The sequence below is a fragment of the Sulfurimonas sp. genome, from assembly GCF_018698455.1.
Classification (GTDB): domain Bacteria; phylum Campylobacterota; class Campylobacteria; order Campylobacterales; family Sulfurimonadaceae; genus Sulfurimonas.
Genome location: NZ_JABIOQ010000066.1, coordinates 1 through 14,542 on the forward strand (window position 1 = coordinate 1; position 14,542 = coordinate 14,542).

Consider the following 14,542-nt stretch of genomic DNA (forward strand, 5'->3'; position numbering starts at 1 on the left):
ACATTTTTCCTCACAATGAAGATAGCAAGGATAAAGCCGAGCTTACTGATGAAGAAGTGTTAGTACAAGAGAAAGAGAATATTAAAGATGCGGTTGTTACGGATTTTGTATTGTCTATTGAAATTGTATTGATTGCCTTGAGTACTGTCATGGATAAAAGTTTAACTGAGCAGATCATCATCACATCTCTTGTTGCGTTTGCAGCAACTGTTGGGGTATATGGAATTGTTGCTCTTATAGTGAGACTAGATGACCTCGGTGTTTGGTTTGTAAAGAGAGGACAAAAAGAAGTTGGAGTTTTCCTTGTTAAGATGATGAGTGTAATTATTGTAGCACTTGGATATATTGGAACTACAGCGATGCTTTTAGTTGCCGGAGGAATTTTTACTCATAATATTCATCTATTACACAGCTTCTTTGAAAGCAACCTTACCTTTTCTGGAATAGCTTTTCTGATAACTATTGCATCTGAAATTGGTGTGAGTTTAATAGTTGGACTTATTGCATTCATGCTGTTTAGAGTCTTTAAGACTATAAGCAAGAAGAATTAGAAATGGAAATAAATAGTGTGCTGGAATGTAATATATCAGTATATAACACATTTTAAAGTTCCAAAACCTACAGAGACTGTGAAAGAACTCAAAAAAACCTGTAATTTATATTTCAAAGCGTGATTTTTATGTCAAATATGCTCAAAATCATGCATTTTTCAAGTAAAGTAAGACTAAAATCAAGTTCTAATTGAGAATGTAGTAAGTTGTTTCACAGTCTCTCTTATATTTGGAACAACTTTTTAGCAACGGGAGGATTGTTCAAAATAGAGTTGAATTGTGGAACACACATCAAGCCTACAGGTTACTATTTAATATAATTTCAAATTGTGCTTAGAGTTTTGTCTTGCTAACACCAAACTATTTTAGCTATAATCTAGATAATTAATACAAGGAACTGATATGACTATGCCAGTAAATTTACATCCTCAATATATTACAGATGATAATGGTGATAAGGTCTCCGTAGTTATAGGTATGCAAGAATTTGAAAGTATGTTAGAAGACATAGAAGATTTAACTGCTATCGCAGATAGAAAAGACGAAGATACAACTTCACATAGTGACTTCTTAAAAGAACTAAGAGCTGATGGCACTTTATAGTATTGAATGGAAAACATCAGCTAAAAAAGAACTTCGTAAAATTGATAAGAAACAGATTCCAAAAATAATTGAAGCGGTAGAAAATCTAGCTTCAAATCCACATCCTTCAAGCCATAAAAAATTATTAGGTACTGAGCATAACTTTAGAATTAGAGTTGGTAACTATAGGGTTGTATATTTTATAGAAGATGATAAACTATTGATTGAAATAATCAGAGTACGACACCGTAAAGATGCTTATTCAACAACTTAGCTATAGATAGTCACAGAAAAGCTTTCATTTGTTACATGTGAAATACTGTTCTCAGTAGTCTTTAAAATCAGGGAAAATCTCCAAAACCTACAGGTTTAGTAACTGTTTATTTATAGGGAACATTCCAGTTCCAACCAAGTACCTATATAGAAAATTTAAAATTATCATTATCAAAACCATAGTTCTGTTTATAGTCATCAAACTTATAGTTATCTAACTCAATTCGTCCGTGTTCTTCATCCAAAAAGTGTTTTGGTTCTGACATCCAATAGTCATTAATATAATCTTCATCTATATAACTATAAGTACATGTTTCGTCACCTACATCAAATGAAATAGATGATAAAAACACTTCATATTTACTTGGAAATAGTTCTATCACATACTCATTAAGGTGGATACTTTCAATTAAAGCTATAAACATATCACTCTTAAATTTCATAGAAGTAATATTTCGCCCTTTTGTTGGAAAGACACCATTGTGAAAAGTAAAAGTTTTTATTTCTTTCTCATATGTTGGAGCAATAATGAGATTATCTTTACGGAGTAAAAAAGTCAATCTAAATGCACTTACATGCTCTTGTAAATAATCTTTTTTCAATACTGCATCGAGTAGTTTACTCATGGACAAAACTAAGTCCATTGGCTTTATATTTTTTGAGCTCTCTTTATTACAATAATCTATCATCTCTACAGATAACTTTAATATAGATGCATTCTTTTCATTTACAAGCACTTGAAGTTCTTGAAGTTTTTGATCTATTTCACTTGAGTTCCATTCACTACTAGCAGAATCGAAATACTTCCTCATAGAACATGGGTTATCACTTAACATATTTTTTCACCTTTGACCAATCTTCTTTTTGTAACCTCAAGCTTCTATTGCGTAAACCTAAACCACCACAATGGAACATAGGAAATAGTAATTTTCCATCATTGAGTTTAACAGGTTCTTGACCGACAAGTTCTTTCAATGACATACTTTTTTTTAAGTCATAAACTTCTGCCACAGCTTTATATGGATTTGTTCCAAGTGTTATTATAATATTTGGCTGAAGTATAGTAATTAATTGTGCTAAAAATTCATTTACACCTTCATTAACCCATTTAGCATTTACAGATGAAGACATACCACCATCTTTCATTCCCAAGATAGCATTAGTAAAAAAGAGTTTTGTATTTAGATTTGGATTGTTAGGAAGTCCTATATCTATATCCAGCATACTAAAAAGTTCAACTAAATTTTTTGATGTGGGATTAGAATCAGTGTCATATCCTTTATTATTTAGATAATAGTTTTCATCACCCCAGTCTTGCCCAACTACTAAGATTTTAGCTTCTAAATCACCATGCCAAGCTGACCAAGGTCCAAGATGGTTTGCAGAGTCATATTTGCCATTTTCAATCTTACTAGGATTAACTAGTCCATCACAAAATGTAAATTCTTTTCTTTTAGAAACTAGTTTATCATATTGTGATTGTTTTGATGACATCAGATTACTCAGGCTTTGTTCTCAAGCATTTGCAAATAGTGTTTTGCTTTACTTGAAAGAGAGTCATATAGACCAGAATCATTAGAGCCAACTTCAGTCAAAGCAACTAAAAACTCATCTTGTAGATAGTTTTTTATTGCATCTTTGTGAATAAAAAAATCTTCTAATGCCCAAGCTAAATTTCTATTTTTGTAAAGTTTTATCTTTTCAAAGGCATTGACACAAACCTGCATATCAGAAGCATATAGTCTTGCTGTATCTTCTTTTACTTTACCTGTTAAATATTCTTTAAACTCATTTTTATTAAAGCTATCCATAATTTTCCTTTTTATCCATTATTAAATTATTTCTGTACCTAAATGAAATGGCCAATAACCTGAGTTTTCTACTGGCTCTATTGCATTTTGGATCATATCTATATCTCCTTCTTTTATGTAGAACATGCAAAGCTCAAAACCTTTTTCATCATCTTCACATTCTTCTTCCATATTAGAAGCAGCACCTTCTTTTAAATACCAAATATCATCTGTATCGTCTTCGTTAAGTTCACTAGCATGTATTACATATTCATATATATTTTCTGCTAATGTATCTAATACACTTGTATCTTCCTCTTCTGTGCTAATACTTTCTTCTAATATATCTCCAGCAGCATTAACAACAACGGTCCACTCACTAGAGTCAACCCCTTTCCATACTTGACCTGATACAACATCAGTTTTAAAGAACCATCCTCCTTCGGTAAATGGTTGCCCTAGTACATACATATAATGAAAAAGGTTATCACCACTGCTTATTGACTTAGCACTTATAGCTAATTGTAAGAACTCTTCATCTTCTTCAGAACACTCACCATTTGCTCGGATAAATATTGTATTTAATGGAGCTATCTCTTTGATTTCTTCTGCCCACTTAGAATCTCCTAAATACTCTTCGACTAACATAGCAATATTTTGGTATTCCAATGGATCATTTGCAGTATCCACTGCTTTTTGGTAAAGTTCTCTTGCTTTGCTTTCTTCTTCTGCCGCATAATCGTTAGCAAAACCAGCAAAATCCATATAGTCTTCTGCATTATCTAATGCAACTTTCAAAAGTTTATTTCCCCAATCTTCGTTATTAAAACCATCAGGATCTTTTATACATTTTGCAAGTTTTTTTAAATCGCTAGAATCTTCCGCTTTCTCAACTGCTATTTCATACAATGACTTTGCAAGTTTTAAATTTTTATTAAAATCTTCTGTACATAATTTTTCAGCCCAGTAGTCATGATAGCCATCATCTTCTAAATCAGTAATCATTTCTTCAAGATCTTCATGACCTGCATATACACTTTTCAATTCATTAATTATGTCTGCAATAGGCATTAATGTTTGTAAAGCACCTGCATTTATCTTTTGCTTCTCTTCAATTCCTGCATTACTAGCAAGCATTTTCAAATAATGTTTAGATTTACTAGGTAGTGAACCATATAACCCAGTATCCGATGATCCAACCTTAACAAGTGCATCTAAAAACTCATCATATAGATAATTCCTATTTATTTTTTTATTCTCTAAAAAATCTTCAAGTATTTTTGTAAGTTCTTTTCCTTTATACACATCCATCTCTTCAAATGCATTTACACATACCAGCATATCAGATGCATATGTTTTTGCTGTAGCCGATGCCACCTTTGTTTCAAGATAATCCCTAAACTCATCTTTGTTGAAATCACTCATTATTTTCCTTTTATTCGCATATAAGAAGTTTATTGTGTATATCGGACATCTTTATGTCTGGAAAACTTCTTGCTAGCTGTTATTTTAAATTTATTTATACTAGTGTTTTGTTAATCTGTCTTTAAAATAATTAATTCATACCCTGGAGATATTAGCTACAACCAAACTTTACTTATCTGTAATATAGTTCAGTAATTGGAATGTCACCAATAAACTAGACAGTGATACATTCAACAATCTCTTACTTTTGGAACACGAAGCACTCATATTAGTTTCCCGTGCTCCACAAAGTGTTCAAAAAGTAAAAACTACAAAGTTCCATAAACCTTAAGGGATTATTGAACAAAAGAAGTGAGCTTTTTACTTACATTTTCAACACTTTCTTCACAAAACATCATAGTCTTCATCATGCCAGGGGGAGATATAGTTTTTCATTTTACCCCTTTAAGTGTATAATACAACGAAAAGATAAATAATTAAAAGAGTCATATGATACAACTTCAAAACATTACAAAAAACTTTGCTTCACAAGAATTATTTCTTAACTTAAACCTTAAGTTAAACTCTGGAAACCGTACAGGCTTAGTTGGGAGAAACGGGAGTGGAAAGTCTACTCTTTTTAAGATGATTTTAGGAGAAGAAACTCCTGATAGTGGAGACATTATCATCCCTAAAAACTACAAGATAGGAACGCTTAAACAGCATCTTGTATTTACTGAGAAGACTCTAAGAGAAGAGGCTGCATTAGCACTAGAAGATGAGATGCAGTATGATGTGTATAGAGTTGAGAAGATTCTCTTTGGACTTGGGTTTACACAGGATGACTTAGAAAAAGATCCACTCTCATTCTCCGGTGGATTTCAGATACGTATAAATCTTGCCAAGTTACTTGTGACTGAGCCAAACCTACTTTTACTTGATGAGCCTACCAATTACCTTGACATAGTTTCCTTGCGTTGGTTAAAGACATTTTTACGAGCCTTTGATGGTGAACTTATTCTTATAACACACAACCGTGACTTTATGGATAGTGTTTGTACTCATACTATGGGACTTGTACGAAAAGACATTGAGATTATTCAAGGAAATACTCATAAGTTTTATGAACAGTTAGCGTCAAACGATGAACTTTACTCAAAACAAAAAGTTGCACAAGATAAAAAAGTTAAAGAGTTAGAAGAGTTTATAGCAAGAAACAAGGCTCGTGCTTCAACAGCAGCATTAGCACAGTCTAAAGTGAAACAGTTAGAGAAGATGGACCTCATGAATGACCTTGCGTTTGATAATACTCTCGCATTTGACTTTAACTTTAAAGAGACACCAGCTAAAGTAATGCTAGAGGTTGAAAATCTAAGCTTTGGCTATAGCCCTGATAATATTTTGTTTAAAGATATAAACTTTGACATTAAACGCGGTGAGTGCATAGGCATCATCGGAAAAAATGGAAAAGGAAAATCAACCCTTTTAAATACAATAGCTGGAGAATTAAAAGCACTTTGTGGAACAACTCACTCTCACCCCTCTGTAGAGTTTGCCCACTTTGGACAAACAAACATAGCAAGACTCCATGAAAAAGCAACGGTATCAGATGAAATTCATTCGGCAAACACAAAACTTAGTACACAAGTCATTCGAAGTATTTGTGGGGCGATGATGTTTAGTGGAGATAGTGCTGATAAAAAAGTCTCTCTTCTTTCAGGGGGAGAAAAATCTCGTGTTATGCTTGGACAGATTTTAGCTCGTCAAGTAAATCTCCTTTTTCTAGATGAGCCAACAAATCACCTTGATATGGAAAGTATAGAAGCACTTACCGAAGCTATCATTAACTTTGAGGGTGCTGTGATGATTGTTACTCACTCCGAAGAGATGCTTCGTCGCGTTTGTGACAGACTCATCATTTTTTCAAAAGAGGGTGCTCAGCTCTTTGATGGTGGCTATGATGACTTTTTGACTAAGATAGGATGGGAAGATCAAGGTGAATCTGGCAAAGCCAGAGAGAGGGACCACCTGGGTGGTGAAGCACAAGAGAGCGAGATAAAGTCAGCTCCAAAGTCTAACAACAAAGAGAATAAAAAACTTAAAGCTGAACTGGTACGTGAAAGAAATAAGGTTGCTTCACCTTTAAAGAAAAAAGTAGAGAAACTTGAAGAGAAGATAATGAACTTAGAAGATGGTTTATCTGGACATCATCAAGAACTTATAGAAGTTTCAAACTCTGGAGATAGTGCAAGGTTAATGGAACTCTCTAAACTAGTCTCGTCAGAAGAGTCCGAGGTTGAAGAGTTGTTTGAAGAACTAGAAGTTGTCCAAACAGAGCTCGATGAGATACTTGATGAGTATGAAGAGAAGATGCTAGAGCTGTAACTAAAGGAGTCTATTTTGGCAAAAATTATTATATTTTCAGGTGCTGGTATTAGTGCTGAGAGCGGAATCTCGACTTTTAGAGATAGTGATGGACTTTGGGAAAACAATAAGATAGAAGATATATGCATGGCAGGGTGCTTGGACTGGAACTATCAAGAGACGATAGATTTTTATGATAATCGCCGTGAAGACATAGAAAAAAAGGAAGCAAACTATGCTCATAAAGAGCTCAAAAAGTTTGTAGAGAAGTATCCACATGATGTAAAACTTATCACCCAAAATATTGACAATATGTTTGAAAAAGCTGGATGTAAAGATGTCCTGCATCTTCATGGTTTTTTACCAGAGATTCTGTGTGAATCTTGTGAATTTAAAGACAATATCGGTTATGAGAAACTTCAAGAGGCTTATAACGCTTGTCCAGAATGTCATAATAAACTTCGTCCAAATGTTGTCTTTTTTGGTGAGGCTGCTCCAAAGTATGAAGAGCTGTATAGTGAACTAAATGATTGTGAGGTTTTTGTGGTCATTGGAACAAGTGGAAATGTGATAAATACCGATATGTTTCTATCTCGGGCCATCAAATTATCTATACTCAATAATCTTGAACCAAGTGATGCTATTAACGATGAGTTGTACTCTAAAGTTCTGTACAAAAAAGCAACAGAGGCTATCGATGAGATAATTGTTGACATAGAGTCTTTTTTGGAAGGTAATTAATATGCAAAAGAAATATATACTTTTTGATAATGATGGTGTTTTAGTGGAGACTGAAAAGTGGTACCATCGAGCTAATGTAGATGTTCTGGAGCTTATGGGCTTAAAGATAAGTGAAGAACGCTATAGAGAGATAATGATAAATGGGCAGAGTGCTTTGATGATTGCTGATGAACATGGTATTGAGAGTGAAGTAGTCGAGAGCTACCGCGATAAACGCAACGAGTTGTATCAGCATTATATTCGTACTGAAAATATAGATATAGATGGTGTAGGTGAGATACTTAAAAGACTAGGAGAAAAGTATAGAATGGGAGTGATAACATCCTCGCGTAGAGATGACTTTGACCTTATTCACAACTCAAGAGATATTATGTCTCATATGGAGTTTGCACTTTGTAGTGGAGAGTACACTCGTGCTAAACCACATGCAGATCCTTATCTAGAAGGGTTAGCACTTTTTAAGGGACAAAAGCATGAGGCCATAATTGTAGAAGACTCTGGTCGCGGTCTTCGCTCAGCAGTAAACGCAGGTATAGAGTGTGTGGTTGTGTATAACGACTTTACATCTTCTCATGACCTTTGTGATGCGACATATAACATAGATGCATTACATGAACTAGAGAGTTTACTAGACTAACTTATAATTGGGGAAAAAGCCTTTGTGCTGATGGTGACTTTGTCACCAATGCTCAGCTCACTAGTCTCTTCTTCACTAAGAACTACTTCTACTAACTGCTGACCAATAGCTACAATAGCTATAAAAATAACATCTACTTTTTTGAGTTCTAAAAGTTCACCAGTAAATGAAAACTTTTGACTTCCCTGTGTTTTGAGGAGTATCTCTTTGGTATTACCATCACTTGTAACTTTCCCTTGGTTGAGGACTATAACACGTGATGCTAGTTTGTATATTTCGCTTGGGTCATGGCTAACCATTATAGTTGTTGTATTGAATTCACGATGAAGTGTTAATATCTCATCTTGGAGTTTTCTTCGCATTAGAGGGTCAAGAGCAGAAAGAGGCTCGTCTAGAAGAAGAAGTTTTGGTTCATTCATCATAGCACGACAGAGACTTACTCTCTGTTTTTGTCCACCACTTAAAGTATTTGGGTATCTATTTTGTAGCTCAGTGAGCTCTGTGATTTCTAGTAAACGCAGAGCAAGATTTTTATTTATACTCACGAACAGTAGATTCTGTAAAACACTCATATTCTCAAAGAGAGCATAGTCTTGAAATACAAAACCTATTTGGCGTTTTTGAGGAGGGAGTGTTTTGGCTGCGTTTAACCAGCTTGTATCATTTACTTTTATCTCACCATTTGCTTCTTCTAATCCTGCTAAAATACGAAGTAGTGTTGTTTTCCCACTTCCACTTTCTCCAGTTAAAGCGATAAACTCACCTGCATTGAGTGTGAGATCTACATCTAAACTCATTGCTGCGTTTGAACCATGAAGTTCTTTTTTTATGCAGATTTTTATCATCGTTTGAGTCCAAACTTTCTGTTGTGTTTAGCATTAAAAACATATACACTTAGTAGAACTATAAAACTCATTCCTAGCATGATAGCACTATAAATATGTGCACCCTTGTAGTTCATAAGTTCGACCATTTCATAGATAGCAACAGATGCAACTTTTGTCTCTCCCGGGATGCTTCCACCTACCATTAGTACCACTCCAAACTCTCCGACAGTATGTGCAAAAGTAACTATGATAGCAGTGATAAATGCAGGTTTGATGTTAGGAAGAGCAACTCTAAAGAGTGTTTCGCACTTACTTTTTCCTGCGATATAACTCGCTTCGAGCATATTTTTATTTATAGACTCAAAACCACTTTGTAAGGGTTGGACCATAAAAGGGAGAGAGTAAAAACAGCTTGCGATTACTAAACTTGTAAAGTTGAAAACTAAACTGACATCAAAAACATTTTTAAAGAATGCACCAATAGGTGAATTTTGCGAAAGTGATACTAAGATGTAAAAGCCTAAAACAGAGGGTGGAAGAACAATAGGTAGAGCAGTGAGAGCTTCTATGAATGGCTTAAGTCTTGACTGCGTTTGAGAGAGATACCATGCAAGTGGTAGAGATATGAAAAACAGAACAATGACGGTAATAGATGCTAATTTAAAAGAGATTAAAAAAGGTTCAAACATTTAAAGTATCCCGATTATGGAGAGGTCAGAAGATTTTATTAGTGCTGTAACTTCATCATTTACTTGTAAGTTCATTCTTTCTAATGATGAAGTTGTAATAATAGACTCTAAGGTGAAGTCCTCTTTTTGGAGAATAAGACTTGATAGTAACTCTCCATGATTAATAATAGCTATTTTCATAAGAATTTGATTTGAATAACTCAAAGAGCCTTTGAATTCTTTGGCTAACGCAACTGTAGTTGCTTTACATGTGAGCTGAACATTTGTATCGACTTTTATGTTATCGTTTAAATCAAGACTAATCATTTTTAATATTACACCATGGGCATTAAAGCTTACAATGTGCAGTTCTTGCTCACTCTGTATATCTATGATACTTGCTTTAAATTTACTCATTCGACTATATATCCAAATTTTTTAAATATTGCTTTGGCTTCTAGGCTAAGTATAAACTTGTAAAATACTTTGGCTTCTTTATTGGCAATAGCATTTTTTAGAATTACAATGCCTTGATTTATGGGAGTGTAGAGTTTTGAGTTGACCTCTATCCAATGCTTGTTTTTTGTATACTGAAACATTTGAGGAGTAAAAAGTGCTGATTTAGAGATGAAACCAATATCCGTAGCTATTCTCGCATAGGAAAGTGTTTGTGAAATAGATTCGGCATAGACTAGTTTCTTTTTGTTATTTTCATAAGTACTAGAGTTTTTTAGAGCTTGAAGTGTGGCGATTCCATAGGGTGCAGTTTTTGATGCTATGGCAATTTTATTAATTAGTTTGCTATTTACTAAATTAATACCAAGAGTAAAATCTTGAGGTGTAGTACTAAACATCACTAAAGAGCCTTTGGCATAAAGCACAGGGGTTAAGAGAGTAAGATTATCTTTAAATAGTGCCTCAGGGTAAGCCATATCTGCGGACATAAAGATATGATACGGGGCACCATGTCGTATTTGAGCTGCGAGTTTTCCACTACTTGCAAGAATTATTTGTATTTTTGTATCAGGATATTTTTTTGTAAACTCTTGCTTTATTGCTTGTATTGCATAACTGACATTTGATGCAACAGCTACATTAAGTGTTCCTGCATTTAAAGTTACTAGTCCCAATAGAAGAGATAAAAATAATAATTTAGAAGGAGCTATACCCACAGTTAAGACCTTTATATAGATATTTAATGATATAATTATATCCTGCAAAGATTAAGTACCCATAAATCTTAATAAATCCTTAAATTAAGTCAAAATTAATTAATTTATCCTTAAATTAAGCTATGTTAAAGCTATTAAAGCTATAATTTCGCCACAAAACAAATACATTTGTATTCTGTTAATAAAATTACTTAAAAAGGTTCATGATGAAATTTACAAAAATTGCAACAACTGAACAAATTGATCAAAAGTGGATTTTGATTGACGCTGAAGGTAAAACATTTGGTCGTATGATCACTGAAGTAGCAACTGCTCTTCGTGGTAAGAACAAGGTTTGCTGGACTCCAAACATTGACTGTGGTGACTATGTAGTTATCATTAATGCTTCTAAAGCAAGATTTAACGGTCTTAGTAAGCTAAACAACAAAGAATATTTTTCTCACTCAGGTTACTTCGGTTCTACTAAGAGTGTTAAAATGACTGAGCTTTTAGAAAAAAATCCTGAGAAACTATACAGATTAGCTACTCGTGGTATGCTTCCTAAAACTAAGCTTGGTGCTAAAATGATTAAAAAATTAAAAATTTATGCAGGTGCTGAACATCCTCACACTGCACAACTTGCTAAGTAAGGATTGATATATGTCAGCAAAAACAATATATGCAACAGGACGCCGTAAAGCGTCAATAGCAAAAGTATGGTTAACTCCAGGAACTGGTACAATGACGATCAATGGTCTTTCTCTAGATGCATGGTTAGGTGGACTTGAAGCTAAGAAACTTCGTGTTAAGCAACCATTAGTTCTTTCTAAGCAAGATACTTCAGTTGATATCGTTGCTACTACTTTAGGTGGTGGTTTTGGTGGTCAAGCTGATGCTCTTCGTCACGGAATTTCTCGTGCTTTAGTTGCTTTTAATCCTGAGATTAAAGCAATCCTTAAGCCAGAAGGTATGATGACTCGTGATTCACGTGTTGTTGAACGTAAGAAACCAGGTAAGAGAAAAGCTCGTCGTTCTCGTCAGTTCTCTAAACGTTAATATCGCTTTACTTTATTCAGAGTTTTCTCTGGATAAATCTTCTTTCTAAAAAAACTCCAAAATTCTATCAAAAGTTATATTTTAATTAATCTTTTATTATAATAATAGTAAAATATTTTACTAATGTGAATCATTTAATAGAGCAATAGCAAACTATAAATTTTAATGAAAACAAAGGAAAATAATATGAAAAAAGAAGTATTAGCATTGAGTGTATTAGCACTTTTATTAGTAGGGTGTAATGGTTCAACAGAAGTTAAAGAGACAGCACATATGCATACTAAAGCAGAACATGATAAGCACTGGGACTATGGAAAAAATAACGGTCCAGCACACTGGGAAGAGTTCTCTCAAACATGTGCTACGGGTATTCACCAATCTCCAGTAAATATCATCCCTGGAAAAACAATCAATATGGATCATAATTATGATTTAAGTATGCATGAAGATGTTACTGGACTAGCAAAAATCCTAGATAATGGTCACTCCATTAAAGTAACTCCACAGCATGGTGGTACAATAGATCTTCATGGTGAGACTTTTACTCTTTTACAGTTTCATTTTCATGGAAAGTCTGAGCACACTATTGATGGTAAGCGCTATGATATGGTTGTGCATATGGTTCACCAAAATCCTATAACAAAACAGTTTGCAGTTGTAGCAGTTTTCTTTGAAGAGGGCGAAGCAAATAGTATCTTAGATACGGTTATTGATAATGTAGGTAAAACAGTAACTCTTGACCCTCAAAATCTACTTCCAAAAGACAACTCTCATTACTACCACTATGTGGGTTCTTTAACAACACCTCCATGTTCTGAAAATGTTCAATGGTATCTGCTAAAGGCTCCAAAGACTGCTTCTGCAGTACAAATAGAACATTTTAGAAAGTTTTATGTGGATAATGAACGTCCAGTTCAAGAACTTCACGATAGAGTGGTTGAAGTAAACTAGAGTAATATGAAATTTTTCTTCATTCTTTTTGTTTATGCTAATCTCTTAGCATCAACTCTTCACCTTGCAACTTCTACAAATCCTGCAAGGTTAAACCCCATCTTAGCAACAGATTCAAGCTCTTCAGAAATAGCAAGCTTTCTTTTTAATGGGCTTGTTAAGTATGATAAGGACTCTAAAAATATTATTGGAGACTTAGCAAAGAAGTTTTATTTCAAAGATGATAAAACTCTTATTTTTGAACTCCATAAAGGGGTGAAATGGCATGATGGAAGAGAGTTTTCGGCACAGGATGTTATATTTACCTATGAAACTATTATCTCCGATAATGTGATCTCTCCATATGGATCGGGATTTAGATTTGTTAAAAGTGTTATAGCTCTTGATAGATATACAGTTGAAGTAAAATATAAAAAGGCATATTTTAAAGCACTAGAGACATGGATGATGGGGATACTTCCTTTTCATATTCTTTGCAATGACAAAAATTTAATGAGCTCGAGTTTTAATACTAACCCTATTGGTACAGGACCCTATAAACTAGAACAGCTTGAATATTCAAAAAATATTGTTATTAGAGCTTTTGATAATTATTTTGAGGGAAAAGCTAAGATAGAGAGAATATCTTTTCATATTATTGCTGATTCTATGACACGCTTTTTAATGTTGAAATCTTCACAACTTGATATTGGAAGTATTGAGCCAATTGCCCATGAGAGAAAGCTAACAAAAGACTTCTTTTCAAAGTTTAATCTTTACGAAAAAATAAGTCTTTCATACACATATCTAGGATTCAACCTGCGTTTAGAAAAGTTTAAAAATCCAGATGTAAGAAAAGCTATATCTTTAGCAATTGACAGAGAAGAACTAGTAGACATCTTATTTTTCAAACATGCAAAAGTTTGTACAGGGCCTTTTCTACCAGGAAGTAATGCCTTTAATTCAGATGTAGTTGCGCCCAAAACGGATCTAGAAGAAGCAAAAAGACTTTTAAAAACTGCTGGTTACGATGAGAGTCACCCTTTTACTTTTGAGATAGTGACTTCAAACTCTAGTCCAATTCGGCCTTATGCAGCACAGATACTGCAACATCAACTTAAGAAGGCTGGTATAGTAGTAAAATTACGAGTTATGGAGTGGCAAGCCTTTTTAAATATGGTTGTTTTCCCTCATAAGTTTGATACTGTTTTACTTGGCTGGGGACTTTCTCCTACTCCTGACCCTTATCTTTTTTGGCATAAAGATAGTGACAAAAAAGGTGGATTTAATCTTGTTGGATATAACAACCCTCAGGTAAACAAAATGATAGAAGAGTCTCAAAGTATGGTAGACAGAGAAAAGCTATCTAAAAATTTACGAAAAATATTTAAATTGATAACAGATGATAATCCCTATCTTTTTCTGTATATACCAAATTCTATAACTGCAGTTGATAAAAAAATAAAGAATATAGAGCCAAGTTTGAGTGGAATTTGGCACAATTACAAAGAGTGGTATAAAGATTAATAAAGATTAATAAAGATTAATAAATATTATGTTTGTATACA

General features: G+C 33.8%; 18 protein-coding genes. 10 read left to right on the top strand and 8 right to left on the bottom strand.

Translation table 11 applies throughout. From position 1 onward, the window contains the following. From HOG88_RS09680 to HOG88_RS09690, 3 genes are all read left to right on the top strand, one after another. On the top strand, positions 1-551 hold a 551-nt coding region (locus HOG88_RS09680), incomplete at its 5' end, for a DUF808 family protein (RefSeq protein WP_295005633.1). Positions 552-953: 402 nt separating this feature from the next. After that, entirely contained in the window at positions 954-1,154 is a 201-nt protein-coding gene (locus HOG88_RS09685; protein ID WP_295005635.1) for a hypothetical protein, read from the top strand. Then, positions 1,141-1,407, top strand: a complete 267-nt coding sequence (locus HOG88_RS09690; RefSeq protein ID WP_295005637.1) for a type II toxin-antitoxin system RelE/ParE family toxin — start codon at positions 1,141-1,143, stop codon at positions 1,405-1,407. The genes HOG88_RS09685 and HOG88_RS09690 overlap by 14 nt, the downstream gene beginning before the upstream one ends. Before the next feature lie 142 nt (positions 1,408-1,549). On the opposite strand, the gene HOG88_RS09695 is transcribed toward HOG88_RS09690, so the two are convergent. Genes HOG88_RS09695 through HOG88_RS09710 form a run of 4 tightly spaced genes read right to left on the bottom strand, consistent with a single transcriptional unit; the run spans position 1,550 to position 4,621 of the window. Further along, positions 1,550-2,242: a hypothetical protein gene (locus HOG88_RS09695; RefSeq protein WP_295005639.1), complete on the bottom strand. Its 693-nt coding sequence runs from the start codon at positions 2,240-2,242 to the stop codon at positions 1,550-1,552. After that, positions 2,232-2,900, bottom strand: a complete 669-nt coding sequence (locus HOG88_RS09700) for a uracil-DNA glycosylase family protein (protein ID WP_295005640.1) — start codon at positions 2,898-2,900, stop codon at positions 2,232-2,234. The genes HOG88_RS09695 and HOG88_RS09700 overlap by 11 nt, the downstream gene beginning before the upstream one ends. An 8-nt stretch (positions 2,901-2,908) precedes the next feature. Next, the gene (locus tag HOG88_RS09705; protein WP_295005641.1) at positions 2,909-3,217 is read right to left on the bottom strand and encodes a hypothetical protein; all 309 of its coding nucleotides are present in this window, start codon (positions 3,215-3,217) and stop codon (positions 2,909-2,911) included. 21 nt (positions 3,218-3,238) lie between these two features. Further along, positions 3,239-4,621, bottom strand: a complete 1,383-nt coding sequence (locus tag HOG88_RS09710) for a hypothetical protein (protein WP_295005643.1) — start codon at positions 4,619-4,621, stop codon at positions 3,239-3,241. Positions 4,622-5,110: 489 nt separating this feature from the next. On the opposite strand from HOG88_RS09710, the gene HOG88_RS09715 reads away from it, so the two are divergent. Genes HOG88_RS09715 through HOG88_RS09725 form a run of 3 tightly spaced genes read left to right on the top strand, consistent with a single transcriptional unit; the run spans position 5,111 to position 8,342 of the window. After that, positions 5,111-6,985 (top strand): ABC-F family ATP-binding cassette domain-containing protein, encoded by a 1,875-nt coding sequence (locus tag HOG88_RS09715; RefSeq protein ID WP_295005645.1) that lies wholly within the window; start codon positions 5,111-5,113, stop codon positions 6,983-6,985. A gap of 15 nt (positions 6,986-7,000) precedes the next feature. After that, positions 7,001-7,705, top strand: coding sequence for a Sir2 family NAD-dependent protein deacetylase (locus HOG88_RS09720; protein WP_295005646.1), 705 nt, complete (start codon positions 7,001-7,003; stop codon positions 7,703-7,705). A 1-nt stretch (position 7,706) separates the two neighbouring features. Beyond that, on the top strand, positions 7,707-8,342 hold the full coding sequence (locus HOG88_RS09725) for an HAD family phosphatase (RefSeq protein WP_295005648.1): 636 nt from the start codon (positions 7,707-7,709) through the stop codon (positions 8,340-8,342). Here HOG88_RS09725 and HOG88_RS09730 read toward each other — a convergent pair. The 4 genes from HOG88_RS09730 to modA are packed head-to-tail and all read right to left on the bottom strand — an operon-like array spanning position 8,339 to position 11,009. After that, positions 8,339-9,187, bottom strand: coding sequence for an ABC transporter ATP-binding protein (locus HOG88_RS09730; protein WP_295005650.1), 849 nt, complete (start codon positions 9,185-9,187; stop codon positions 8,339-8,341). The two genes, HOG88_RS09725 and HOG88_RS09730, sit on opposite strands and share 4 nt — an antisense overlap. Further along, positions 9,184-9,858: a molybdate ABC transporter permease subunit gene (gene modB / locus HOG88_RS09735; RefSeq protein ID WP_295005652.1), complete on the bottom strand. Its 675-nt coding sequence runs from the start codon at positions 9,856-9,858 to the stop codon at positions 9,184-9,186. Before modB ends, HOG88_RS09730 begins: the two co-directional genes overlap by 4 nt. Further along, on the bottom strand, positions 9,859-10,254 hold the full coding sequence (locus HOG88_RS09740; protein WP_295005654.1) for a molybdopterin-binding protein: 396 nt from the start codon (positions 10,252-10,254) through the stop codon (positions 9,859-9,861). Further along, positions 10,251-11,009, bottom strand: coding sequence for a molybdate ABC transporter substrate-binding protein (gene modA / locus HOG88_RS09745; protein ID WP_295005655.1), 759 nt, complete (start codon positions 11,007-11,009; stop codon positions 10,251-10,253). Before modA ends, HOG88_RS09740 begins: the two co-directional genes overlap by 4 nt. 206 nt (positions 11,010-11,215) lie before the next feature. Here modA and rplM point away from each other — a divergent pair, with 206 nt between their 5' ends. The 4 genes from rplM (at position 11,216) to HOG88_RS09765 (ending at position 14,501) form a co-directional block, all read left to right on the top strand. Next, positions 11,216-11,638 carry a 50S ribosomal protein L13 gene (gene rplM, locus HOG88_RS09750; protein ID WP_295005657.1) on the top strand — a complete coding sequence of 141 codons (423 nt, stop codon included), beginning with the start codon at positions 11,216-11,218 and terminating at the stop codon, positions 11,636-11,638. Positions 11,639-11,648: 10 nt separating this feature from the next. Beyond that, a complete protein-coding gene (gene rpsI, locus HOG88_RS09755) occupies positions 11,649-12,044 on the top strand; it encodes a 30S ribosomal protein S9 (protein WP_295005659.1) in 396 nt (131 codons plus the stop codon). Positions 12,045-12,230: 186 nt separating this feature from the next. After that, positions 12,231-12,995, top strand: coding sequence for a carbonic anhydrase (locus HOG88_RS09760; RefSeq protein ID WP_295005661.1), 765 nt, complete (start codon positions 12,231-12,233; stop codon positions 12,993-12,995). 6 nt (positions 12,996-13,001) lie between these two features. Next, positions 13,002-14,501: a peptide-binding protein gene (locus tag HOG88_RS09765; protein WP_295005663.1), complete on the top strand. Its 1,500-nt coding sequence runs from the start codon at positions 13,002-13,004 to the stop codon at positions 14,499-14,501. The last annotated feature ends 41 nt before the right edge of the window (positions 14,502-14,542 follow it).

Excerpts from the sequence above, each read along its gene's own strand:
- HOG88_RS09765 (WP_295005663.1), top strand. The coding sequence starts at position 13,002 with ATGAAATTTTTCTTCATTCTTTTTGTTTATGCTAATCTCTTAGCATCA.
- HOG88_RS09760 (WP_295005661.1), top strand. The coding sequence starts at position 12,231 with ATGAAAAAAGAAGTATTAGCATTGAGTGTATTAGCACTTTTATTAGTA.
- HOG88_RS09700 (WP_295005640.1), bottom strand. The coding sequence starts at position 2,900 with ATGTCATCAAAACAATCACAATATGATAAACTAGTTTCTAAAAGAAAA.
- HOG88_RS09690 (WP_295005637.1), top strand. The coding sequence starts at position 1,141 with ATGGCACTTTATAGTATTGAATGGAAAACATCAGCTAAAAAAGAACTT.
- HOG88_RS09685 (WP_295005635.1), top strand. The coding sequence starts at position 954 with ATGACTATGCCAGTAAATTTACATCCTCAATATATTACAGATGATAAT.
- HOG88_RS09710 (WP_295005643.1), bottom strand. The coding sequence starts at position 4,621 with ATGAGTGATTTCAACAAAGATGAGTTTAGGGATTATCTTGAAACAAAG.
- HOG88_RS09715 (WP_295005645.1), top strand. The coding sequence starts at position 5,111 with ATGATACAACTTCAAAACATTACAAAAAACTTTGCTTCACAAGAATTA.
- HOG88_RS09695 (WP_295005639.1), bottom strand. The coding sequence starts at position 2,242 with ATGTTAAGTGATAACCCATGTTCTATGAGGAAGTATTTCGATTCTGCT.
- rpsI (WP_295005659.1), top strand. The coding sequence starts at position 11,649 with ATGTCAGCAAAAACAATATATGCAACAGGACGCCGTAAAGCGTCAATA.
- modB (WP_295005652.1), bottom strand. The coding sequence starts at position 9,858 with ATGTTTGAACCTTTTTTAATCTCTTTTAAATTAGCATCTATTACCGTC.
- HOG88_RS09725 (WP_295005648.1), top strand. The coding sequence starts at position 7,707 with ATGCAAAAGAAATATATACTTTTTGATAATGATGGTGTTTTAGTGGAG.
- HOG88_RS09740 (WP_295005654.1), bottom strand. The coding sequence starts at position 10,254 with ATGAGTAAATTTAAAGCAAGTATCATAGATATACAGAGTGAGCAAGAA.
- rplM (WP_295005657.1), top strand. The coding sequence starts at position 11,216 with ATGAAATTTACAAAAATTGCAACAACTGAACAAATTGATCAAAAGTGG.
- HOG88_RS09705 (WP_295005641.1), bottom strand. The coding sequence starts at position 3,217 with ATGGATAGCTTTAATAAAAATGAGTTTAAAGAATATTTAACAGGTAAA.
- HOG88_RS09730 (WP_295005650.1), bottom strand. The coding sequence starts at position 9,187 with ATGATAAAAATCTGCATAAAAAAAGAACTTCATGGTTCAAACGCAGCA.